At 64.6% G+C, this 22,845-nt stretch carries 17 protein-coding genes; 1 reads left to right on the top strand and 16 read right to left on the bottom strand.

Translation table 11 applies throughout. The features are described 5' to 3' along the window. Positions 1-11: 11 nt before the first annotated feature. The 3 genes from rpoB to JF70_RS01935 form a co-directional block, all read right to left on the bottom strand. Positions 12-3,578 carry a DNA-directed RNA polymerase subunit beta gene (gene rpoB, locus JF70_RS01945; RefSeq protein ID WP_045935092.1) on the bottom strand — a complete coding sequence of 1,189 codons (3,567 nt, stop codon included), beginning with the start codon at positions 3,576-3,578 and terminating at the stop codon, positions 12-14. 194 nt (positions 3,579-3,772) lie between these two features. Beyond that, complete coding sequence (locus tag JF70_RS01940) at positions 3,773-4,423, bottom strand: hypothetical protein (protein WP_052690678.1); 651 nt, start codon at positions 4,421-4,423, stop codon at positions 3,773-3,775. A 30-nt stretch (positions 4,424-4,453) separates the two neighbouring features. After that, the gene (locus JF70_RS01935) at positions 4,454-5,485 is read right to left on the bottom strand and encodes an HhH-GPD family protein (RefSeq protein ID WP_082069337.1); all 1,032 of its coding nucleotides are present in this window, start codon (positions 5,483-5,485) and stop codon (positions 4,454-4,456) included. A gap of 90 nt (positions 5,486-5,575) precedes the next feature. Between JF70_RS01935 and JF70_RS01930 the strand changes: the two genes are divergently transcribed. Continuing rightward, positions 5,576-6,229: a tRNA (cytidine(34)-2'-O)-methyltransferase gene (locus JF70_RS01930; protein WP_082069336.1), complete on the top strand. Its 654-nt coding sequence runs from the start codon at positions 5,576-5,578 to the stop codon at positions 6,227-6,229. A 15-nt stretch (positions 6,230-6,244) separates the two neighbouring features. Here the strand turns inward: JF70_RS01930 and JF70_RS01925 are convergent, their stop codons facing one another. The 13 genes from JF70_RS01925 to JF70_RS01865 all read right to left on the bottom strand — a co-directional run bounded on the left by JF70_RS01925 (position 6,245) and on the right by JF70_RS01865 (position 22,838). Then, a complete protein-coding gene (locus JF70_RS01925) occupies positions 6,245-7,609 on the bottom strand; it encodes a PFL family protein (protein WP_045935091.1) in 1,365 nt (454 codons plus the stop codon). A 10-nt stretch (positions 7,610-7,619) separates the two neighbouring features. Further along, positions 7,620-7,892, bottom strand: coding sequence for an ACT domain-containing protein (locus JF70_RS01920; protein ID WP_029677784.1), 273 nt, complete (start codon positions 7,890-7,892; stop codon positions 7,620-7,622). 114 nt (positions 7,893-8,006) lie between these two features. After that, complete coding sequence (gene galK / locus JF70_RS01915; protein WP_045935090.1) at positions 8,007-9,269, bottom strand: galactokinase; 1,263 nt, start codon at positions 9,267-9,269, stop codon at positions 8,007-8,009. After that, positions 9,266-10,549 (bottom strand): galactose-1-phosphate uridylyltransferase, encoded by a 1,284-nt coding sequence (gene galT, locus JF70_RS01910; RefSeq protein WP_045935089.1) that lies wholly within the window; start codon positions 10,547-10,549, stop codon positions 9,266-9,268. The genes galK and galT overlap by 4 nt, the downstream gene beginning before the upstream one ends. 82 nt (positions 10,550-10,631) lie before the next feature. Beyond that, positions 10,632-11,507 (bottom strand): DeoR/GlpR family DNA-binding transcription regulator, encoded by an 876-nt coding sequence (locus tag JF70_RS01905; RefSeq protein ID WP_045936018.1) that lies wholly within the window; start codon positions 11,505-11,507, stop codon positions 10,632-10,634. Between the two features lie 218 nt (positions 11,508-11,725). After that, positions 11,726-12,469 carry a polyprenol monophosphomannose synthase gene (locus tag JF70_RS01900; RefSeq protein ID WP_045935088.1) on the bottom strand — a complete coding sequence of 248 codons (744 nt, stop codon included), beginning with the start codon at positions 12,467-12,469 and terminating at the stop codon, positions 11,726-11,728. Positions 12,470-12,477: 8 nt separating this feature from the next. Continuing rightward, entirely contained in the window at positions 12,478-13,839 is a 1,362-nt protein-coding gene (locus JF70_RS01895) for an NADH:flavin oxidoreductase/NADH oxidase (protein WP_052690677.1), read from the bottom strand. Between the two features lie 88 nt (positions 13,840-13,927). Further along, positions 13,928-16,213, bottom strand: coding sequence for a transglycosylase domain-containing protein (locus tag JF70_RS01890; RefSeq protein WP_045935087.1), 2,286 nt, complete (start codon positions 16,211-16,213; stop codon positions 13,928-13,930). A gap of 41 nt (positions 16,214-16,254) precedes the next feature. Further along, a complete protein-coding gene (locus JF70_RS01885; protein ID WP_045935086.1) occupies positions 16,255-16,974 on the bottom strand; it encodes a Crp/Fnr family transcriptional regulator in 720 nt (239 codons plus the stop codon). Between the two features lie 123 nt (positions 16,975-17,097). Further along, complete coding sequence (locus JF70_RS01880) at positions 17,098-18,345, bottom strand: lipoate--protein ligase family protein (protein WP_156149556.1); 1,248 nt, start codon at positions 18,343-18,345, stop codon at positions 17,098-17,100. Then, a complete protein-coding gene (locus tag JF70_RS09150; RefSeq protein ID WP_231578802.1) occupies positions 18,327-19,274 on the bottom strand; it encodes a TM2 domain-containing protein in 948 nt (315 codons plus the stop codon). The genes JF70_RS01880 and JF70_RS09150 overlap by 19 nt, the downstream gene beginning before the upstream one ends. Before the next feature lie 30 nt (positions 19,275-19,304). After that, entirely contained in the window at positions 19,305-20,348 is a 1,044-nt protein-coding gene (locus JF70_RS01870) for a 3-isopropylmalate dehydrogenase (RefSeq protein ID WP_045935085.1), read from the bottom strand. Positions 20,349-20,414: 66 nt separating this feature from the next. Further along, the gene (locus JF70_RS01865) at positions 20,415-22,838 is read right to left on the bottom strand and encodes a S9 family peptidase (protein ID WP_045935084.1); all 2,424 of its coding nucleotides are present in this window, start codon (positions 22,836-22,838) and stop codon (positions 20,415-20,417) included. Between the last annotated feature and the right edge of the window lie 7 nt (positions 22,839-22,845).

Genomic DNA, 22,845 nt, shown 5'->3' with positions numbered 1-22,845 from the left:
TGACTTGTGGTTCAGCGGTACTCCGGCTCGGGAGCGGACTGGTCGGCCTTCGCGGCGGCGTCCGGGCGGGCGCCGATGTTGAAGCCCAGGTCGTCGGAGGCGGCGCTCGGGTCGTCGTCCTCGTCCTTCATCTCGATCACGTTGCCTTCCGCGTTGAGCACCTCCACGTTCAAGGAGAGCGACTGCATCTCCTTGAGCAGCACCTTGAAGGATTCGGGGATGCCGGCCGCCGGCAGGTTCTCCCCGCGCACGATGGCTCCATAGGCCCGGACACGGCCGTCCACGTCGTCGGACTTGGTGGTCATCATCTCGTGCAGGGTGTAGGCGGCGCCGTAGGCCTCCAGGGCCCAGACCTCCATCTCGCCGAAGCGCTGGCCGCCGAACTGGGCCTTGCCGCCCAGGGGCTGCTGGGTGATCATGGAGTACGGTCCGGTGGACCTGGCGTGGATCTTGTCATCGACCAGGTGGTGGAGCTTGAGCATGTACATGTAGCCCACGGAGATGGGCTTGGTGAAAGGCTCGCCGGTGCGGCCGTCGTAGAGCACGGCCTTGCCGTCATCGCCCACCAGGCGCTCGCCGTCACGGTTGGGCAGGGTGGTCTTGAGCAGACCGTTCAGGGCGTCCTCACGCACGCCGTCGAAGACCGGGGTGGCCACGGCGGTGCCGGGTTCGGCCTTCTCAGCGCCTGCCGGGATGTGCTTCTTCCACTCGGCCTCCAGGTCGGGATCCAGACTGATGTCCCAGCCGGAGTGGGCGATCCACCCCAGGTGGAGTTCCAGGACCTGTCCCAGGTTCATACGGGAGGGCACGCCCAACGGGTTGAGCATGATGTCGATGGGGGTGCCATCGGCCATGAAGGGCATATCCTCCTCGGGAAGGATCCTCGAGATGACGCCCTTGTTGCCGTGGCGGCCCGAGAGCTTGTCGCCCTGGGTGATCTTGCGGTGCTGGGCGATGTAGACCCGGATCATCCGGTTGACGCCGTTGGGCAGCTCGTCGCCGTCCTCCTCGGCATCCTCGCGGGTGACCTCCTTGACCTCGATGACCGTTCCGGTCTCGCCGTGGGGAACCCTGAGGCTGGTGTCGCGCACCTCGCGGCTCTTCTCGCCGAAGATGGCCCGCAGGAGCCTCTCCTCGGGTGTCAGCTCGGTCTCGCCCTTGGGGGTGACCTTGCCGACCAGGATGTCCCCGGCCTCGACCTCGGCGCCGATGCGGATGATGCCGCGCTCGTCCAGGTTGGCCACCGCATCCTCGCCCACGTTGGGCAGGTCGCGGGTGATCTCCTCGGCGCCCAGCTTGGTCTCGCGGGCGTCGGTCTCGTACTCCTCGATGTGGATGGAGCTCAGGGTGTCGTCCTGGACCAGCCGCTGGGAGATGATGACGGCGTCCTCGTAGTTGTAGCCGTTCCAGGGCATGAAGGCCACCAGGACGTTCTTGCCCAGGGCCATCTCGCCCTTCTCGGTGGCGGGGCCGTCAGCCAGGACCGTGCCGGCCTCGACCCGCTCCCCGTCCTTGATCAGGGGGACCTGGTTGTAGCAGGTGGTCTGGTTGGACCGCTGGAACTTGGCCAGCTTGTAGGAGGACTGGGTGCCGTCGTCATTCATGACGCGGATGATGTCGGCGGAGACGTAGGTGACCACGCCCGGCTTCTCGGCCAGGATGACATCACCCGAGTCGATGGCGGAGCGCCACTCGGAGCCGGTGCCCACCAGGGGACGCTCGGACTTGACCAGGGGGACGGCCTGACGCTGCATGTTGGTGCCCATCAGTGCTCGGTGGCCCTCGTCGTGCTCCAGGAATGGAATCAGGGAGGCGCCCACCGAAACCATCTGCCGGGGGGAGACATCCATCAGGTCCACCTGGGAGACGGGCACATCCTTGGCCTCGGCCTCGGCGTCACGCACCAGGGCCTCGTCCTCGACGAAGTGTCCGGTCTCGTCGATCTCCTGGTTGGCCTGGGCGATGGTGTGCTCGGACTCCTGGTCGGCGGTCATGTAGACCACGTCGTCGGTCACCTGGCCATCGATGACCTTGCGGTAGGGGGTCTCGATGAAGCCGAAGGGGTTGACCCGGGCGAAGGTTGCCAGGGATCCGATCAGGCCGATGTTGGGGCCTTCAGGGGACTCGATGGGGCACATGCGTCCGTAGTGGGAGGGGTGCACATCGCGCACCTCCATGGAGGCGCGGTCGCGGGACAGGCCGCCGGGGCCCAGGGCCGAGAGACGACGCTTGTTGGTCACGCCGGCCAGCGGGTTGTTCTGATCCATGAACTGGCTCAGCTGGGAGGTTCCGAAGAACTCCTTGATGGTGGCGTTGACCGGGCGGATGTTGATCAGGGACTGCGGGGTGATGGCCTCCGCGTCCTGGGTGGTCATCCTCTCGCGGACCACGCGCTCCATACGGCTCAGGCCGGTGCGCAGCTGGTTCTGGATCAGCTCGCCCACCTGGCGGATGCGGCGGTTGCCGAAGTGGTCGATGTCGTCCACGTCCACCCGCAGCTCGATGTCCTTGCCGTCGCGGCGGCCGGGGAAGGTCTGCCCGCCGGCATGCAGGGTCACCAGGTACTTCAGGGTGGCGATGATGTCCTCGGGATGCAGGCTGCGGTCGTTGAAGTCGGCCTCAAGACCCAGCTTGCGGTTGATCTTGTAGCGACCGACCCGGGCCAGGTCGTAGCGCTTGGTGTTGAAGTAGAAGGAATCCAGCAGGTTGCGGCCGGCCTCGGGCGAGGCTGTGTCCGCGGGCCGGATCTTGCGGTAGAGGTCGGTCAGGGCCTCGTCCTGGGTCTCGATGGTCTCCTTCTCCAGGGCGTCCAGCACCAGTGGATAGCCCTTGAAGGCCTTGCGGATCTGCGGCTTGGTCATGCCGATGGCCATGAGGAAGACGATGGCGGACTGCTTGCGCTTGCGGTCCACGCGCACGCCCAGCACATCGCGCTTGTCGATCTCGAACTCCAGCCAGGCGCCCCGGCTGGGGATGATCTTGGCCCCGAAGATCTCCTTGTCGGAGTTGCGGTCCTGGGTGCGGTCGAAGTAGACGCCGGGAGAGCGGACCAGCTGGGAGACGATGACGCGCTCCGAGCCGCCGATGATGAAGGTGCCGTGGGGGGTCTGCAGCGGGAAGTCGCCCATGAAGACGGTCTGCGACTTGATCTCGCCGGTGTCCCCGTTCTCGAACTCGGCGTTCACGTACAGGGGGGCGGAGTAGGTGTAGTCCTTCTCCTTGCACTCCTGGACCGTGTGCCGGGGCTCCTCGAAGTAGGGATCGGAGAAGGTCAGGCTCATGGTCTGCGCGAAGTTCTCGATGGGAGAGATCTCCTGGAAGACCTCATCCAGGCCGGAGACGGGGGCCACGGTATGGGTCCCGTTGACCCGATCCTCCTCGACACGCTTCTTCCAGCGGTCATTGCCGACCAGCCAGTCGAAGCTATCGGTCTGCACGCCCAGGAGGTAGGGCACCTCGATGGGTTCGCGGATGGATCCGAAATTGACACGATCGGTGGCCTTGTGCAGTTTGATGTCGTGTTCGTCAGCGCGTGCCTGCGTTGCGGTGGTACTACTTACAGCTTTATTGGCAGCCAAAATGGACGTTCCTTATCGCTCGCCGTACTCGATCATTCCTGTTACCCCAGGGAGATGCCGAACGGCCGCCATATGCCTATTCGCGGGCATCTCCTCGATGATGCATGCCCGCTATATGACACACCTCATGCAAAGACAAAACTATAGCAGACAAGAACCATGGACGCAATCGGCGTGTCGTCTTGGAAAAGCTGCTATTGGACCATGACCGGCACTGGCTGGGAGACCACATTGGAATCGGCCTTGAGCACCAGCTTGGCCTGGTAGGAACCGGCCTTGACCCGGGGCAGCTTCTGGTCGGGCTGACAGCTCTCCTGGCTCCTGTCGGCATGCCAGGTGATGGTCTGCACATCCTTGTCTCCTGTGGCCATGAGCAGGGTGCGCGCCCCCACCGGGCAGGCATCGGAGCGCCAGACGGTATCCTGACCGCTGGTGATGACCAGCACCCGGCTACCGTCGGAACCGTCCACCAAGCATGAACCCGTTCCCTTGTGCCGGATGGTCACCGTAAAGTCGATGGACCCGCCGACCCCAGTGCTGGGATCGGGCGCAGCCAGCTCCAGAGCCAGATCCCCCTTGTCGCAGTCAGGAGCCCCGGAGGAACGCTTCTTGCCGGCGTCCTTCTTCTGCTTGTCCTTGTCTTTGGATTTGGTCTTTGTGGTCTGCTGGGCGCTGGTCGAGGCTCCCTGGCCCCCATCACCTCCACGCAGGGCTCTGATGCCGGCCCCCACGCCCCAGACCAGGCCAGCGCAGACCAGCAGGAAGAGCACCGCCAGCAGGGCGGCCGCAATCCTCCGGCGACGATACATCCGCCGCTTCTTCTCGCTCATGCGTCGCTTGGCCATACTTCTCCAGTCTAATCGCCGGGGCGGCCTTCACTTCGGCAGACTCAGACTGCCATCCTGGCCAATCTCCAGAAGACCATCCTCGTCCAGGGATGCGATGCACCGATCAAGCCGGATTTCGTCCTTGCACAGGGGTTTCAGATCCTTCCTTGGGACAGGCGCGCCCGAAGCCTGCCGCAGGGCCTGAAGGATGGCGCCGCGGACCTGCCGGTCGGTGCCTGCGAAGCGCTGCCGGGGCCTGGTCCTGCCTGCGCCCAGACCGGGCAGTCCGGCCTTGAGAAAGCGGCAATGGCCGGCCAGAGGGCATATGTCGCAGGCCGGCTTGCGGGCGATGCAGACCGTGGCACCCAGCTCCATGACGGCCTGGTTCCATCGGGCCGAGGGCGGCTCCCGCCAGGCTGCCGACCTGACCTTCGGATCAGCCAGTCCCAGACGGCCACTGCCGCCATCTTCCTGGACACCGCTGTCTTCGGCACCGATATCCTCCGGCCCTCCGTCCTCGGGCAGGACCTGCCAGGCCAGCTGGCGCTCCTCTCGACTGGCAGCGCCCCCGGTGGATTCATGCCCCAGAAAGACCCTGGAAAGCACCCTGCGGATATTGGTGTCGATGACGGCGATCCTCTCGCCGTAGGCAAAGCTCATGACAGCGCTGGCCGTGTAGTCGCCGATGCCAGGCAGGGCCACCAGCTGGTCGTAGTCACGGGGCAGCCGGTCTGCATACTGGCCGGCCACCTGCTGCGCACACTCCTGCAGGCGCAGGGCTCGGCGCGGGTAGCCCAACCGGCCCCAGGCCGTGATGACCTCGGCCTTGGGTGCAGCAGCCAGGGAGGCCGCATCCGGCCAGACCTTCATCCAGGCCGTCCAGTAGGGCACCACCCGGCTCATCTGGGTCTGCTGGCTCATGACCTCGGAGACCAGGACCCCCCAAGGCGTGGTTCGTCCGAAGCGCCAGGGCAGGTCGCGGGCGTATCGGCTCCACCAGTCGAACAGCCGCAGACGGATGGGCTCAGTCTTCGCAAAGTCCGTCTCCGCGTTCTCCATGGTCACACCACCCTTCGCCATCCGGTTCCGCCTCATTCAACGGCCGTATTCTGCCCGACGGTGCCGACCAGCCCTGCCGGGCCTGTCGTTTGGCGACGGTAGGTTGGCCTCATGAACAGGCAGGAGCAGGAGCGGCCAGGCGACCCATCGAAGGCCGTCGAAAGCATGTACGAGTACGGATACCGCAAATCGAATTATGGTCCCGACGAGCTGGTCACCGACGCCCACGGCAACCCCATCTCCGTGGTGGATGCCATGATGAAGGCCGATCAGGCCAGCCGGGTGAAGACCTCCACCCCCCACCTTTGCTACTACTCGCCGCGAATCCCCGGCAACACCGGATCGGCCATCCGCCTGTGCGCCGTGACCGGCACCATCCTGCACCTGATAGAGCCCCTGGGCTTCAACCTCAAGGACACCAAGCTGCGCCGGGCCGGCCTGGACTACCACGACATGGCCCACGTGGTCCTGCACCCGGACTTCGACGACCTGGTCCGCTCCATGCCCGACAGCCGGATCATCGCTTTCACCGCCCACGCCGAAAAGCTCTACACCGAGGTCGACTACCGGCCGGACGACATCCTTCTGTTCGGACCCGAGCCGGGCGACATCCCCGACCCCATGGACATCATGGCCGGCCCCCACGTGGCCGAACAGGTCAGGCTGCCCATGCGGCCCAGCCTGCGCAGCCTGAACCTGACCAACTGCGCCTCCATCGCCATCTACGAGGCCTGGCGGCAGCTGGGATTCCAAGGCGGACGCTGAACCCTGCGAGCGCGCTCAGTTCTTGAAACTGTGAATGGGCGCCGGGATGTGTCCGCCCCGATTGACGAAGTCCGCGCAGGAGCGGGTATTGACGGGCACGACCGGACCGCCGCCCATGAGCCCGCCGAACTCGGCCCACTCGCCCACCTGCTTGCCGATGACAGGAATGACCCTGACTGCGGTGGTCTTCTGATTGATCATCCCGATGGCCGCCTCGTCGGCGATCAGGCCGGAGATGGACTCGGCGGAGGTGTCCCCGGGGATGGGGATCATGTCCAGCCCCACCGAACAGACGCAGGTCATGGCCTCAAGCTTCTCCAGGGTCAGGCTCCCCTCTTGCGCCGCCTGGATCATGGCGGCGTCCTCGGACACTGGGATGAAGGCCCCGGACAGCCCGCCCACCGAGCTGGAAGCCATGATGCCGCCCTTCTTGACCTGATCGTTGAGGATGGCCAGGGCCGCAGTGGTCCCGGGTGCGCCCACCTGCTCCAGGCCCATGGTCTGCAGGACCTCGCCCACCGAGTCTCCGACAGCCGGGGTGGGTGCCAGTGACAGGTCGATGATCCCGAAGGGGACATCCAAACGACGGCTGGCCTCCTGGGCCACCAGCTGTCCCACCCGGGTGATCTTGAAGGCCGTGCGCTTGATGGTCTCGCAGAGCTGCCCGAAGTCGGCTCCCTTGGCTGATTCCAAGGCGGTCTTGACCACGCCGGGCCCGGAGACCCCCACGTTGATGACGGCCGACCCCTGGCTGACCCCATGGAAACCGCCGGCCATGAAGGGGTTGTCATCCGGGGCGTTGCAGAAGACCACCAGTTTGGTGCAGCCGGAGCTGTCCGAGTCGGCGGTGCTCTCGGCAGTGGCCTTGACGACCCGGCCCATCAGGGCCACGGCATCCATATCGATGCCCGTTCTGGTGGAGCCCACGTTGACGCTGGCGCAGACCCGTTCCGTCTGGCTCAGCGCCCTGGGCAGGGACTTGATCAAGAGCCGCTCGGCCGGGGTCATGCCCTTGCCGACCAGGGCCGAGTAACCACCAATCAAGTTGACACCGACCTCCTGGGCCGAGCGGTCCAGGGCCTTGGCCACGGTTACATAATCCTCCACGGTGTGGCAGGCTCCGGCGGCCACCAGGGAGATGGGAGTGACGGTGATCCGCTTGTTGACGATGGGAATACCGTACTCGCGGGCGATGGAGTCCCCGGTGGACACCAGGTCGCCGGCCAGGGAGACGATCCTGCGATGAATGTTCCGGCAGAGCATGTCCACATCCTGGCTGGCGCAGTCCAGCAGACTGATACCCATGGTGATGGTGCGCACGTCCAGGCGCTCCCGGTCGATCATGTCGTTGGTCTCCAGGACCTCGTCACGTGTGATCATGGCTGCCTCCTCAGACCCGGTGCATCCTGGTGAAGATCTCCTCGCGCTGGCAGCGGATGGAGACTCCGATGTCCTCTCCCAGGGATTCCATCCGCTGGCTCAGTGCATCGAAATCATCCCGGCAGGCCGTGCAGTCCACAATCATCATCATGGTGAAGAAGCCATCCAGAATGGTCTGCGAAATGTCCAGCACATTGATACCCTGCTGCGAAAGGTCTGTGCAGACCTTGCCGATGATGCCTATGGCATCCTTGCCCACCACCGTGATGATCGCCTTGTCCATGGCCGTCCTCCTCATCCACCTCACCCTTGACCGGACCCACTGAAAACCGGGACCCCGCTCCTCCAGCTTAGAGGAGCGCCGGGAGAAGCGGGGTCGTGAGGTCTGCAGCCTGATTCAGGCTTCGCGCGCAGCCGCCGAGGAGGGCAGGGCGATCAGGGCCCTGGGGGCCTTGAATCCCTTGGAGGCGAATCGTCCGGCGATGTCATGGGCAAGATCGGAACCCTTGCCGGCGTCAGCCAGGGCGATGATGGATCCGCCGAACCCGCCGCCGGTCATGCGAGCCCCGTAGGCCCCACCCTGGCGTGCTGCGTCCACTGCCTCGTCCAACTCCGGGCAGGTGACCTCGTAGTCGTCCCTCAGGGAGTCATGGGAGGCGTTGAACAGGCGGCCCGCCAGGACGTAATCGCCCCTGCCGAAGGCCTCGATGAAGCGGTCCACCCGTCCTATCTCGCTGACGACATGACGGACCCGCCGACGCATGGTCTCATCGGGCAGCCGCTCCAGCAGGGCAGCCAGGGCGGATGGCGGATCAGCAGCCCCATTGACCCGGTCTGCCGCCTGGCGCAGGTTGGCCACCCCCAGCAGATGCGCAGCCTGCTCGCAGGTGGCCCGCCGCTGATCGTATTGACCATCGTTGAGCTGGTGCTGGGCCCTGGTGTCGACCACCAGCAGCTCCAGGCCCGCAGCCTGCAGGTCGAAGGGCACCTGGCGCACGTTGCTCATGGCATCCAGCTCCGGCCGGCAGTCCAGCCGCAGGGCGCAACCGGATCGACACCGCATGGCGGCGCTCTGATCCATGCCGCCGGTGGACGCGCCGGCCATATCGTTCTCAGCCGTGATGGCGGCCTGGATCAGCCTGACCCGGCCAGCCTCGTCACCGCCCAGCCCCAGACCGAACAGGTCATCCAGGGCCAGGGCCACGGCACAGGTCATGGCCGCCGAGGAGCTCAACCCGGACCCGACTGGCACGCAGGAGGCCAGGGCCAGGTCGAACCCTCGAACCTGGGGGAAGCCATCCCGCTGCAGGGCCCAGGCCACGCCGACCGGATAGGCCGCCCAGCCGCTGACTCCCCTGGCCTGAAGACCATCCAGGTCAGCCTGGACCGGGTTCTCCGGATCCATGCTGGAGACCAGGCGGACCCGGCTGTCCGTCCTGGGACTGGCGGCCACATAGGTACGGTTGGGCAGGGCGATGGGCAGGCAGAGCCCGGCGTTGTAATCCGTGTGCTCGCCGATCAGGTTGACCCGGCCTGGAGCGCTCCAGACGCCCTGGGGATCCTCGCCATAGACCTTCTGGAAGAGCTCGCGGGCCTTGGTAGCCCCTTGGCCGTCAGCTCCCTGGGTCCAGGCCTGTATGAATTGGACTGTCGTCGTCATTGATTCTCTCCATTCTCCAGGTCCAGGGGCCCCAGCTGGCGGAATCGGTCGGCGATCCGCTCAGGAGTGGTGTCCGACACCCAGGCGGCCATGCCTGACTCGGACCCGGCGAGATACTTGATTTTGTCCACGGCACGGCGGAAGGAGAAGAACTGCAGGTTGAGCCGGTAGTCCTCCCGCCGCGGATCGTGCAGTGGGGCCTGGTGCCAGGCGGCGATGTAGGGCAGATCCATCCCCCTGCCGTCGCCCCTGTCGAAGAAGGCGTTGCCCCGCTTGAGCAGGGTGGAATACATGACGGCCAGGTCCCAGCGCTCCTGGTCGTTCAGCTGGTCCAGGCTCAGGATCCCGTCGCGCACGGGGGCCATGTGGACCTCCAGCGGCCAGCGGGCGGCGGCGGGCACATAGGCCACCCAGGTGGCGTTGCGGAAGACGACCCGTCGACCGGAGTCCAGCTCGGCCTTGAGGATGTCCGCCAGGAGGTTGCCGCCGGTGCGTTCCCGGTAGGCGGCGCACTGTCTCAGCTCCTGCTCAAGGCGGGGGGCGATGAAGGGATAGCAGTAGATCTGTCCGTGGGGGTGGGCAAGGGAGACGCCGATCTCCTGTCCATGGTTCTCGAAGGGGAAGATCTGTTCGATGCCCTCCATGGCCGAGATCTCAGCAGTGCGGAAGGCCCAGGCCTCCACCACCGTCCGCAGACGCGAGACCGGCAGATCGGCAGGGAGTGCATGCTCGTCAGGGTCGAAGCAGACCACCTCACAGCGTCCGTTGGCCTCGCGCACCGGCCAGAGGGGATTGCCGTCCACCAGGGAGGGCTGGTCGGCCGCCTGCATATCGGGCACCTGCATCATGGAGGGGAAACGGTTCTCGAAGACCGCCACGTTGTAGTCCACATCGGGGATCTCCCCATCCTGGTAGGGGTCTCCGGGCTTTCTGGCGGCCAGGGGGTTGCCCTTGGCGGTGGCCTGTGGCCCGGCGGTGATGGGCCGGTTCATCCGGGCCGTGGCCATGGGGATCCAGTCTCCGGTCAGAGGGTCCCGGCGCATCTGCGGCGGCTGGAAGGGCACCGTCCTGCCCTCCTGATCCTGGTGCGGGGCGAACCGGTCGGTCAGCGGACGAGGATCGTCCAGACGCCTGGTCCTGCGGCCGGATACATACTCGGGATCATCGTCCAGGTAGAAGAACCGACGCCCGTCGGCCAGCCTGGTGGGGGTGATGCGGATGTGCCCCTTGGCATAGTCACCGGGAACATACCGTTGGGGGACATACTGCTCTGACTTCATGCTGCTCCTTCATCGTCCGTGATGATTGACAATCCATGGCAACCCGCTATGGCAACCTGCGCACCCCTGTGTGACCGGTCGTTCATTGAATCTGGGCTGCTTTCCCGGCATCGGCCTTAGACACGTCGGAGGAACCCTCTTGAGCCTGGCCTTCCTCGGGGTTGACCGGGACCAGGACCAACCGCTTGACCAGGGACCGGGTTGCCTCGGCCGACTCCTGGTCCAGCTGGTCGTCGGTGATGACGGTGTCCACCTGGTCGAAGGATGCGAACAGGGAAAGGGAGGTGCAGCTCCACTTGGTGTGATCGGTCAGGATGATGGTCCGGTCGGCGATGTCCATCAGGGCCATATCCGTAGCCGCCTCCAAGGAGTTTGGCATCAGGAAACCCCGCGGAATGGAGACCGAGTGGGTCCCCAGGAAGACCGTATTGACCCGCAGGGAGGCGATGACCTTGTCTGCAATGGGGCCGACCAGGGAGTTGGATCGGGTGATGACACCGCCGGTGACGATGACCTCCACATCCTTGCTCTCCATGGCCTGGACCAGTTCGGCCACGGGGATGGAATTGGTCAGCAGGGTCACGCCCGCGCACTGGCGGCTCTCCAGCAGGTGCTGGGCGAAGACATAGGCCGTGGTCCCTCCCCCGATGGCGATGACGTCGCCCGGGGAGACATAGTCGATGGCGCGACGGGCGATGGTGTCCTTGAGGCCCATGTCCATCTGCGACTTGACCGAGAAGAGCGGCTCAGCCAGAAGCGAGCTGGTGGTGACGGCCCCTCCGTGGACCCTCTTGAGCAGGCCCTTGTCCGCCAGGTCGGCAATGTCACGGCGGATGGTCATGGCGGAGACGCCCAGCTCCTTGGAGAGGGCGGTGATACGGACTGCGCCACGAGTACGCAACCGGTTCAATATCAGGTGTTGGCGTTGTGACGATATCATTCGAACATTATCGCACACATTCGCCCAAATTGGCAAGCTGGCAATCGGACTGCGGTCGCTGCCCAGATGCAAGGGCGAAAATCGACATTTCTCAGGTACTGGGACCATTCTTCCATACACCTGAGGCTTGTCAGGACTCTTACAGAAATCCAATCACCGAAGTGTAATTTGTCCTTTAAGGTCCCAACAAGGCCTGCAGGGTCGCTTATGAAAACGAACACGAATATGAGCCAATGTCAGTTTCGACGGGTCAACCGTTCAAGCCCCCACAGCGTCACCTGGACCATGGCCTCCAGCACGATCCCGGCATCCATCTTCGAGCTGCCGCGAACCCGCTCCACGAAGACTATAGGCACTTCGACCACGCTGACGCCCATGGCCTGGACTCGGCGCAACATATCCACCTGGAAGACATAGCCGCTGGATCGGACCCTTCCCAGATCGATCCGCCTCAACACGTCCGCTCGATAGACCCGCAGGCCGGCGGTCATGTCCCTTACCGAGGATCCCAGGGCGGTGCGGGCATACCAGGATCCCGCGCGCGAAATCAGATCCCGATACCAGGGCCAATGTTGAGTGCGGCCTCCGCGCACCCGGCGCGAGCCGATGACCAAGCCCGGATGCGTTTCTCCTCGGGCCACAGCCAGCATCCTGGCCAGATCCTGAGGTCGGTGGGAACCGTCCATATCCATCTCGCAGATCAGGTCATAGCCATGCTCCAGCGACCAACGGAACCCCTGTACGTAGGCTGGACCCAACCCGCGGCGGGCATGCCGATGGATGACGTGCACGCGAGGATTGCCACTGGCCATATCCTCAGCCAGGGCGCCGGTGCCGTCCGGCGAGTTGTCGTCGACGACCAGGACATCGACCTCGGGGCAGCATGCCAAAAGCCGAGGAAGGGTCAACCCGATGTTGTCAGCCTCCTGGTAGGTGGGCATGACCACAACGATCCCCGCTCCGCCACGAACAACGTCCATGGCCGCTCTCAGCGTGCGATGCCGTAGGCCCCGCGCCGGTAAGGCTCAGGGTAGGGGGCCTGCTGAGCGGACAGCCCCAGTTTGTAGGCGGCCCTGAGCGGCCAGTAGGGGTCGCGCAGGCAGGCTCGACCGATCTCGACCGCATCGGCCAGGCCCTTGCGCACAATCCGATCAGCCTGCCTGGGCTTGGTGATCAGCCCCACCGCCGTGGTGGGAATCAGCACCTGGCTGCGCACCTGGTAGGAGAAGGGCACCTGGTAGTTGGGAGCGGCCGGAATCTTCACGCCTGGCACCAGACCCCCAGTGGAGACGTCAATCAGGTCCACCCCATGCAGCTTGAGCACCTTGGCAGTGCGGATGGTCTCGTCCAGGCCCCAACCGCCGGTGGCCCAGTCGGTGGCGGACATGCGCACCAGCAGGGGCATGCCCGAGGGAATGACCTCGCGCACGGCATCGGTGACCTGAATCAGCAGGCGCATCCTGCCGGACAGGTCGCCCCCGTACTCGTCGTTTCGTCGGTTGATCAGGGGATCAAGGAATTGGGAGAGCAGGTAGCCGTGGGCGGCATGCAGCTCCACTGCCAGGAAGCCGGCCTGAACGGCTCGCACGGCAGCGGAGCGGAAGTCGGCCACGATGGAGGCTATCTGGGCCCGCGAAAGCTGGACGGGGACCGCCATCCTCCCAAAGGCGATGGGGCTTGGGCCTACAGGTTGCCAGCCGCCCTCGGCCACGGGCACGGTGGCGTTGATGTAGCCCATGGAGGAGCACCCGGAGGAACCCTTGCGACCAGAGTGGTTGAGCTGGACGATGGGCACTGCCCCGGCGGCCTTGACGTCCCGGACGATGCCCTGCCAGGCCCTGGTCTGCTCGTCGTTCCACAGTCCCACATCGCAGGGCGAGATCCGCCCCTGGGGATTGACGGCCGTGGCCTCCCCAATGACGACTCCGAAGCCGCCCAGGGCCCGGGACACATAGTGCTGGTAGTGGAAGTTGGTAGGAACGCCGTCGTGCCGCAGGGCCGAATAGGTGTCCATGGGCGGCATCCAGATCCTGTTGCGGATATGCTGGTCGCGCAGTTCCATGGGCTGGAAGAGCGCAGGCAGGGCCCTCTCCCGCCTTCTTCCTGATTTTGATTTCCCAGCCTTTTTGGCCCTTTTGTCCTTCTTGCCCTTCTTGGCCGATTTGACCCCCTTGGCAGCCTTGCCAGCCTTCTTCTTTCCGTCGGCGGCATCCGACTCGAAGGGCCGGATCGGTTTGGAGACATCCAGCCTGCCGGAGCCGCTCACCGGCCCCGGCATCGCCTGATCTTCCTTGACCCGGCTGTCGGCCCGAGGGGCCTTGTCATCCAGCTCTGAGTATTCCTGGACCATCAGTTCCTGCCTCTCCCGGCGGGCGGCCGCACCCCTCGTGGTCCGCCCGTTGACGAATCCCTCATGGTCTCCATTGTAGGCACAGGCCCTAGTCCTCCGGCGAATCCACCGTCTGCGACTGGTCCTGACTGGTCCGCTGGTTGCCTTCTTGTCCTCCTTGGCTGTGATGGTAGCTCTGCCGCTGTCTGCCCGAGGACCGTTGCTGGGACTGCTGGGACGGCTGAGGCTGCTGGACCCCGCCGGTGAACCGGGGATCGGGATTGCCGTAGGAGTTGTCCGGCTGGATATTGGCTGCGGCCAGGTAGGTGTTCATGAAGTCCTTCCAGGCCGGGGTGGCAATATACATGCCGTACCAGGTGTGCATGGACCTTCCGTTGATGGTCCTGTTGGTAAAGGAGACCTGACCCTCCGCATTGCCCACAGTGACGAAGGCGGCCACCTGGGGCACGAATCCGCCGGTCAGCATGTACTTGTCCTCATGGGTGCCGGTCTTGGCGAAGGTCTTGCGTCCCCCGTCCAGCTGGGTCGTGGATGCCTCGCCTCCTGGCTGGACAACGCCCTGGTTGAGTGCATAGGCGGCGGTCTCGGCGATGCCCGGATCGATGGCCTGATGGCAGTTGGCCTTGGGCACCTTGACGGACTTGCCGTTCTTGTCGATCACCTTGGTCATGGCTATGGGGCTGCAGGCCACCCCCTTGGCGGCGATGGTGGCGTAGACGTTGGCCATGGTCAGCGGGGAGGCCTGGACCGCACCAATGACCATAGGCGGCTGGAAGGTGTTGACCGAGTGGATGTCCATCTGATCCTTGGGCGAATTGTGGTAGCCCATCTCCTTGGCCGTGTCGGCTATGGTGCACAGACCGATCTGCTGGGCCATGGATGCCTGGGTGGTGTTGTGCGAACGCACCAGACCCTGCAGGGGGGTCTCCGGAGATGTGGTGCCGCCGCCGGAGTTCTCAACATGCCAACTGCCGGTGCCGAACCCGTAGGGGGTGCCGTCCGCCATCTTGCAGGCGAAGGAGGTCTGAGGGTAGCTGGTGGAGGTGCGCAGGGGCTGGTTGATGGATTTGCCGGCCTTCATCCAGGACACCAGGTTGATGGGCTTCCAGGTGGATCCCACAGGGAAGCCCCAGCCGCCGCCGTCGACCTGATCCACAGCGTAGTTGATGGCCGTGCGTGTGCCGCCGCCCGAGTCCTGTGTGGCATCGTAGATGCGGTTGATGCCGAAGCCCAGGACCTCGCCTGTGCCCGGGCGGATGGAGGCTATCGTGACCTCGAAGCCGCTTCGATCATCGACGGGGATGGTGTCCCGGGCCGCCTTCATGGCTGCAGCGTTGGCGTTGACGTCCATGGTGGTGTAAATATCCAGGCCGCCCTCCTTGAGGAGCTTGTTGCGCTCCTCCTGGCTCTTGCCGAACTCCTTGGAGTTGAGGATCTGCTTGGTCACGTAATCGCAGAAGAAGGCTGCGTCTCCAGCCGCCTGGCATCCGGCATCGACCGACTGCACGTGCAGCATCTGGTCCAGAGGCTTGGCCTTGTTCTCGTCATACTGGCGCTGGGTGATGTAGTTCTCCTGACGCATCAGATCCAGGACGATGTCCCGCTGCTCCTGGGAGGCCTTGATATTGACGGTTGGATCGAAGCGGGCGGGATTCTTGGTCACGGCGGCGATGGTGGCGGCCTCGCCCGGATCCAGGTCCTTGGCCGACTTGCTGAAGTAGCGCCTGGCCGCCGACTCAACCCCGTAAACGTTGGTGCCGAACTGAGCTATGTTCAAATACCCTTGAAGAATCTCGGCCTTGGAGTACTTCTTCTCCATCTGCACCGCAATCAGCATCTCCCGCATCTTGCGGGCTATGGTCTCCTCCTGGGCGTGGTACTCGGCGATGGGGTCGTTGTTCTCCTCAGCCTGGCTCATGAGCACATTCTTGACATACTGCTGCGTCAGGGAGGAGCCGCCCTGGGTGTCGCCCTGTTTGATGTAGGTCTGGATGAAGGCCCTGAGCACGCCCTGGGTGTCCACGCCGGCATGCTCGAAGAAACGACGGTCCTCGCGGGCCACCACGGCCTTCTGCATGTAGTCGGAGACGTCCTTGATGGGCACCACGATCCTGTTCTGCGCATAGAAGGTGGCGATGACCGTATGCCCGTCGGAGGCGTAGAGGCGGGACTGCTGGGGCAGATCGTTGACGTTGAAGTCGATGTTGTCCGTCTTCAGGGCAGGCATCAGATTCCTGGAGGCGGCGTTGATGCCGAAGACAGCGGGGAACAGGAAACCAGAGACGACCACGCCACCTGCGACGCAGAAGATGAGGTAAGCCAGCAGCAGCGTGAAGAAGCGCCTGACCGACATGGATTTCTTTTGTTCGGGCATGGTCTCCATCCTAGGCCGTCGGCTCTACCGAACAGTGGCGTTCACATGCGCGAGCGTCGAATCAGCGGTCCGGGCTGGAAAATGATGATGGTGCGGCCCTTGCGTGAGATCCATCCCCGGTTGGAGAAGTCCATCAGAGCCTTGTTGACGGTCTCTCGTGAGGCACCGACCAGCTGGGCCAGCTCCTCCTGAGTCAGGTCGTAAGGAACCATCAGCCCCTGCTCGAAGGGTTCACCGAAGCGTGTGGCCAGATCCAGCAGGGTCTTGGCCAGGCGGGCCGGCACGTCCAGGAAGACCAGGTCGGAGATGCGCTCGTTGTCGGTCCGCAGGCGGTGGGCCAGCACCTGAAGCATGTCCACAGCCACCTTGGGATGCTGGTTGAGCCAGTCGAAGAGGGCATCGTGGTCCAGGGCAGCCACCTTGGTCTTGTTGACCATGACAACAGCCGAGGCGGTACGCGGCCCGCCAGAGGGGTCAAAGACGGGAATCTCGCCCAGGATCTCCCCGCGCCCGTGGATGCTGAGCAGCTGGATGCGACGGTCGGGCGACTGGCGGACCAGCTTGACCCGGCCCTCCTCCAGCAGATACATGCGGTGGTCGGTGTCCCCCTGTCGAAAGACCGTGGACCCCTTGGCGTAGGTGGACTCGTGCATGCTGTCCAAAAGCTGGTCGGCGTCCTGTCTGGGCACCTGTTTGAATAGGGCGGTCTGCCTGAGGGCGTTCCCGTCATCGGGAATCTCGTTGGGCTTGTGAACCGCCATACTCCGCACTCCTTTTCGCCATGTCTGGCGGGTCTGCACCGACTCACGCATGGTTGATGACCTCACGCCGGGTTCGACGCGACTGAGCACGATTATACCCACACATATCAACCCCTTGCCGGGTCAGGCGATCTGGGCGGTCCACTCCTCACGGCCGTAGCGTTGCCGGGCCAGAGTGCGGGCCCGCTGCTCGACCTCGGGCGCTGGACTGGATATGTGCAGATCCGCCACCAGGGAGGGCAGGGTATCCAGAAGGGCATCGATCAGGGATTGACGGGACAGGGTGGTCTGCCTGTCGATGGGGTCCACCCGACTTCTGACCGAGGTCACGGCCTTGTCACGGAACTTCTCCGGGTCCACGTTGAGCACCTGGGCCATCAGATCGGCATCCACCGAATAGGAAAGCGTGGTGTGGTGGAGCAGCCCGCCCGGTCCGCGGGAGCCTGCCGGCAGCCTGCGCTGGGCGGCACCACCCATCTTGCCCCGCGGGGAGGCGATGTCATTCATGCCCTGCCAGCCCGCCTGGATCCCCAGCATGCGCAGACCACGAACCAGCCAATAGTCGCAGATACGGTAGGAGTCGATCATGTCCGCCCCCTTGACGAAGTCCAGGGGCAGATAGAGTGAATAGGTGATGGCCCGGTCGGGCTGAATGACCATGGTGCCACCTCCGGTGCAGCGACGGACCAGGGTAAAGCCCAGACTGCGTGCCCGCTCGACGTGGACCTCCCGGCTCAGGGACTGGAAGCGCCCCAGGATCACCGCCGGCGCCCCCCAGTTCCAGATGCGCAGGGTGGGCGGCAACTGGCCTTGGGCCACAGCGTCATTGAGAGCCTGGTCCATGGCCATCTGCATGACCGGCTGACGTGGACGGTCCCTGATCAGGTCCAGCTTCAGGCCAGACCAACGGCGGCGGCATTCGGCCTGGTCCGGCTGGGAATGACTGGAAAACGTCTGGTCCGCCGCTGATGACAGTCGGTCGGGCTCGCCTTGTCCGTGAATGACCAGCCCATCCGGCAGGGCACGCTCCAGCGCGGTCACCAGGGTCCATGGGGACACACCGACTACCCGTTGGCCATCCCCTTCTGCCATGACCCTATCCAGCTTTTCCAGAGCCAGACCAGGGTCCAAGGGCAACGGGAGGTCGCAGATTGCGGATTCCAGCCGCGATACCGGCCCATGATCTTCCTCAGATTCCTGAGAGGCTACCGAGGCTGGCTCCGTGAAGAAGTCGCCGTCAATCCTGCATGAGGCGATGAACGGACGGGCGTCGGACCCCTGGCCCAGGGTCAGGGTTACGGCCGCCAGCTTGCCGCACATCTGCTTGCCGACGCCGCGCAGACGGGCCGGGTTCAATCCATCAGCTCCCATCCGCGAGCGTCACGATGCCAGAAGGAGCCGGTCGAGGATGTCAGAATCAGGATGCCTTCGATAAGTCCCCAGATTATGGCGATGGTCGGCCCAATGAAGAAGAAGGGGAAGCCGATCAGGGTGAGCATGAGCTGGGCCACGCCCCGCCCGGTCCTGCCCAGGTAGAAGTTGCCCACACCGAAGCAGCCCAGAAAGATGCTGAGCAGACCAGCGGCCAGCTTGCTGTGTGGAGTGGGCGAGATGGGATAGGGGCCGTTGCCGTTGGGCATAGCCCCGGGGTAACCGCCCTGGGGCATGCCCGGGTAGGGCCAGGGCGTGGAGGCCTGCGGAGGATACTGCCCGCCGGGATACGGATTGCCGGGATACGGACCCGCCGGGTATTGATTGCCCGGATACCCACCCTGGGGGTATTGGCCGGACGGATACTGGCCGGGATAGCCCGGTCCCGGCTGATAGGGCCTTTGGGGATTCTGACCGCCAGGATACTGTCCACCGGAATACTGTCCAGCAGGATATTGCTGACCGGTTGGATATTGCTGACCGGTTGGATATTGCTGACCGGTCGGATAGCCGGCGGTCGGATACTGATTGGGCCGGTAGGGCCCTGCCTGATAGGCCCCAGGATATTGGCCGCCACTCTGAGGGGCGAACGGATATCCGGCATTGGCCCTCTGCCCGGTCGGATACCCGCCGTAAGGGTACTGACCGGTCTGGTACGGATTCTGATTCCCGCCGCCAACGCCATGACCGGCGGGATAGCCCGGAGCCTGCCGCTGACCGTCAGCTGCCCCGGCAGGAGCATCCCCACCGGCGGGCTCCCGCTGCTCGGGCGGTTTCTGCGGGGAGGGGGAGGAGCCGAAGCCAGGATTCCCTGTCGGCGTATCGCTGGACTGCCGGTCGTCCGGCTGGGGGGCATCATCCATAGTCATGCCCTCCAGTCTAGCCGACAACCGGCCTGATCACAGACGAGCCAGAATATCCCTGCCGATCTGCTCGGTGCTCCTCTGGGTGGAGCCGGAGCGCTCGATGTCATCCTCCACAGCCCGCTCAATACTGGCCGCTTCTTCCTCGAAGCCCAGATGATCCAGAAGCATTCCCGCCGAGAGAATGGCCGCCGTGGGGTTGGCGATCCCCTTGCCGGCTATGTCAGGAGCGGATCCATGGATGGGTTCGAACATGGATGGGTAGGTACCCGAGGCGTTGATGCAGCCGGAGGCCGAGTACCCCACGCCTCCCACCACGGCCCCCGCCTCGTCCGTGAGGATGTCGCCGAAGAGGTTGTCGGTCACGATCACGTCGAAGCGGCTGGGCTCGGTCACCATGAATATGGTGGAGGCGTCGATGTGCAGATACTCACGCTCCACATCGGGATACTCCTGGCCCACCTGATCGACCAGTCGCTGCCACATGTCTCCCGCATTGGTCAGCACGTTCTTCTTATGGACCAATGTCAGGCGGCGGCGACGCTTCATGGCCAGCTGGAAGGCGTAGCGGATGACCCGTTCCGCCCCGTAGGCCGTGTTGATGGAAACCTCGGTGGCCACCTCCTGGGGAGTGCCTCGGCGAATGGAGCCGCCAGCCCCGGCGTAGAGCCCCTCGGTGCCCTCCCGCACGACCACGAAGTCGATATCGCCCGGGTCGGCCAGGGGCGACACCACCCCCTTGTAGAGCTTGGAAGGCCGTAGATTGACGTACTGGTCCAGCTCGAAACGCATTTTGAGCAGCAGCCCCCGCTCCAGGATGCCGGCCTTGATGCGGGGGTCGCCGATGGCCCCCAGGAGGATGGCGTCCTGCTGCTTGAGCCGGTCCAGGTCCTCGTCTGGCAGAACGGCTCCATCACGCAGGTAGCGCTCAGCGCCCAGGTCAAAGTCCTCGTAGCGAATGTCGGCCTTGCCCCGGGTGACCTTCTCCAGAACGGCCTGAGCCTGGGGAACAATCTCCTTGCCGATGCCGTCACCGGCAATGACCGCAATGTGATATGTTTTCTGCTTGCTATTTGTCATACCCCGAGCATAACGAGACTGCCAGGGCCCTTTCCTGACCCCGACCGAATCCCGGACAGACCAGGATCAGCGGCTTTCGGGGACCATGATGGACAGGCACCAGGCGTTCTCGAAGGCCAGCTCCTCCCATTGCCGGTAGCGTCCGCTGATGCCACCGTGGCCTGCCTGGACCTCGATCCTGATCAGCGCATCGGCCCCCACCTGCGGCTCCTGCAGCCTGGCCACCCACTTGAGGGGCTCCACGTAGAGCACGCGGGTATCGTTCATGGATGTGGTCACCAGGATGGCGGGAAAGTGGTCGCTACCGAAGAGCCGGCGCCTGCTATCAGCGTCAGGAACGTTCTCGTAGGGCGAGTAGGAACGCATGTACCGGTAGACCTGCTGATCATGCAGGGGGTCTCCCCACTCGTCCCATTCGGTCACGGTCAGCGGCAGATCCGGGTCCAGGATGCTGGTCAGCGCGTCCACGAAGGGCACATCCGCCTCGATGCCGGCATAGAGCTGGGGAGCCATATTGGCTACAGCCCCCATCAACAGCCCGCCGGCCGACCCGCCATTGGCCACGGTATGACGGGGATCCGCCCAGCCCTGAGCCTGCAGTGCGGCGGTCACATCGATGAAGTCCAGGAAGGTGTTGACCTTGTGCAGCCGGCGGCCCTGCTCGTACCAGGCGCGGCCCATCTCCCCGCCGCCGCGCACATGGGGGACAGCGTAGAGCACGCCTCGGTCCAGCAGGCTGAGCCGGCCGGTGGAAAACCCCGGATCCTGGCTGATCTCGTAGGCCCCATACCCGGTGATGAACATGGGTGCAGACCTGTCCGGATCCTGGTCCGGCCAAGGACAGCGCTCGGGATGGTCGGGGGCCTGGATGACCGTGTCATCGGACCCGGTCCGCCCGCCGGCATCCAGCGCCGGATGCATGCCCCGCCGCCATACCAGAGAGACCGGCACCAGGACTCCATCCCTGACGCGGACCAGAACCCGACGTTCGGCGTAGTGCTCGGGCCGGAAGTCGCCCAGAACCCGGGCCCGCTTGAGCAGCCGATCCACCCCCCGGACCGGATCCAGCTCCCGCAACTCGGCCGGGGTTCCATAGCTGCCCCGGATATAGCGCAGTCCGGGGGCCTGGTAGGAGGGGTTGTCCGTGGGACCGATGCTATAGAGACGGTCGATGCCGTCCCCTCCTTGGTCGGGCAGGACCTCATGGAAGCGCCAGGGCCGGCCCGCCCGCAGATCTTCAAGTGCCTGATCCTTGGCGATGACAGCCATATGAGGCAGGCTGTCGGCCCGGTAGGTCAGAACCACAAAGCTGCGGTGGATGCCCAGCCCCTCGATTCCCAGTCCGCGAGCGCCTTGAAGAATGGCGGGATTGCCCGGGTCATGATAAGGCTTTTCGGGCGGCAGGGAGGCCAGGTCTCCGGAGCGCTCGCAGCCATAGGGGCTGCCTTGGGCCAGCCGCACCCCTTCTCCCAGGCGGAAAGGCGGACGGTGGCTGCGCAGATCAATCAGGTCCACCTCGAAATTGGGGTTGTTCACATTGTGGTAGACCACGGCCACCGGCAGGTCCTCCCCCGCCGGACCGGCATTTTCGAACCTGGCCAGGCTGATGTCGTACTCGATCCCCTCCTTGCGGGGGATCAAGGGCACAAACTCGCCCTGCGGATCCTTCAGATCCAGCATGAGAACCTCGCTGGTGGTCTTGGACCCGGTGGCTATGAGCATGGCTGATTCGTCGTAGCTGAGGCCCAACCCCACCCAGAAACGCTCATCGACTTCCTTGTATACCATGACATCCTGGTCGGCCGAAGTACCGACCTTATGCCGCCAGACCGTGTCCGGACGCCAGGCCTTGTCCAGGCCGGTATAGAAGACCCAGCGGCCGTCGGGGGTCAGCACCGCCCCGGAGGAGACCTGGTCGATACGGTCAGGCAGGTCCCGGCCATCTGTCAGATCGCGGATGCGCAGGTCGTAGCGCTCATTGCCCCTGGTATCCAGTCCATAGAGCATCCACCGGCCGTCGGCGCTCAGGTCCAGGCATCCCAGGGAGAAAAAGTCATGCCCCTTGGCCTCGGCGTTGGCATCGAAGATGACCTCCTCGCCCGGCATGGATCCAGGCGCTGCATCGGACTGGACAGCAGGAGGGTCCCAGTCATCCTGGTCGCGCACCGGCAGGCGGCACTGCACCCCATACTCCTGGCCCTTGAGCGTCCGGGAGAAGTACCAGTAGCCATGCATCCGAGTGGGCACCGACATGTCGGTCTGCTGTACCCGGTCGGTGAACTCCTTGAGCAGGGTGGCCCGCAGACCCTCCTGACCTGCGAGCCGTTCCCGGCAGTAACGGTTCTGGTCACGCACGTAGGCCTTGGTGGCGGGATCCTCCCGGTTGCGCATCCACTCGTATGGATCCTCGAAGTGATCCCCATGGAAGCATCGATCGGTAGGACGACGCTGTGCACGAGGAGGATCGGGATTGACGGCCGAAAAACTCATGGGGCGA

Origin of the sequence: Bifidobacterium mellis (assembly GCF_000967265.1) — a bacterium.
In the GTDB taxonomy this organism is placed as follows: Bacteria; Actinomycetota; Actinomycetes; order Actinomycetales; family Bifidobacteriaceae; genus Bombiscardovia; species Bombiscardovia mellis.
The sequence above is the reverse complement of the archived record's forward strand: the minus strand, read 5'-3'. Positions and strand labels throughout refer to the sequence as shown.

What these genes read in the sequence shown, in the direction of transcription:
- JF70_RS01870 (WP_045935085.1), bottom strand. Translation starts at nt 20,348, where the DNA reads ATGACAAATAGCAAGCAGAAAACATATCACATTGCGGTCATTGCCGGT.
- galK (WP_045935090.1), bottom strand. Translation starts at nt 9,269, where the DNA reads ATGACGACGACAGTCCAATTCATACAGGCCTGGACCCAGGGAGCTGAC.
- galT (WP_045935089.1), bottom strand. Translation starts at nt 10,549, where the DNA reads ATGAAGTCAGAGCAGTATGTCCCCCAACGGTATGTTCCCGGTGACTAT.
- JF70_RS01895 (WP_052690677.1), bottom strand. Translation starts at nt 13,839, where the DNA reads ATGGTCCAGGAATACTCAGAGCTGGATGACAAGGCCCCTCGGGCCGAC.
- JF70_RS01900 (WP_045935088.1), bottom strand. Translation starts at nt 12,469, where the DNA reads ATGGACGTTGTTCGTGGCGGAGCGGGGATCGTTGTGGTCATGCCCACC.
- JF70_RS09150 (WP_231578802.1), bottom strand. Translation starts at nt 19,274, where the DNA reads ATGACTATGGATGATGCCCCCCAGCCGGACGACCGGCAGTCCAGCGAT.
- JF70_RS01930 (WP_082069336.1), top strand. Translation starts at nt 5,576, where the DNA reads ATGAACAGGCAGGAGCAGGAGCGGCCAGGCGACCCATCGAAGGCCGTC.
- JF70_RS01880 (WP_156149556.1), bottom strand. Translation starts at nt 18,345, where the DNA reads ATGGGAGCTGATGGATTGAACCCGGCCCGTCTGCGCGGCGTCGGCAAG.
- JF70_RS01925 (WP_045935091.1), bottom strand. Translation starts at nt 7,609, where the DNA reads ATGATCACACGTGACGAGGTCCTGGAGACCAACGACATGATCGACCGG.
- JF70_RS01890 (WP_045935087.1), bottom strand. Translation starts at nt 16,213, where the DNA reads ATGCCCGAACAAAAGAAATCCATGTCGGTCAGGCGCTTCTTCACGCTG.
- JF70_RS01935 (WP_082069337.1), bottom strand. Translation starts at nt 5,485, where the DNA reads ATGGCGAAGGGTGGTGTGACCATGGAGAACGCGGAGACGGACTTTGCG.
- JF70_RS01920 (WP_029677784.1), bottom strand. Translation starts at nt 7,892, where the DNA reads ATGGACAAGGCGATCATCACGGTGGTGGGCAAGGATGCCATAGGCATC.
- JF70_RS01885 (WP_045935086.1), bottom strand. Translation starts at nt 16,974, where the DNA reads ATGGCGGTTCACAAGCCCAACGAGATTCCCGATGACGGGAACGCCCTC.
- JF70_RS01865 (WP_045935084.1), bottom strand. Translation starts at nt 22,838, where the DNA reads ATGAGTTTTTCGGCCGTCAATCCCGATCCTCCTCGTGCACAGCGTCGT.
- JF70_RS01940 (WP_052690678.1), bottom strand. Translation starts at nt 4,423, where the DNA reads ATGGCCAAGCGACGCATGAGCGAGAAGAAGCGGCGGATGTATCGTCGC.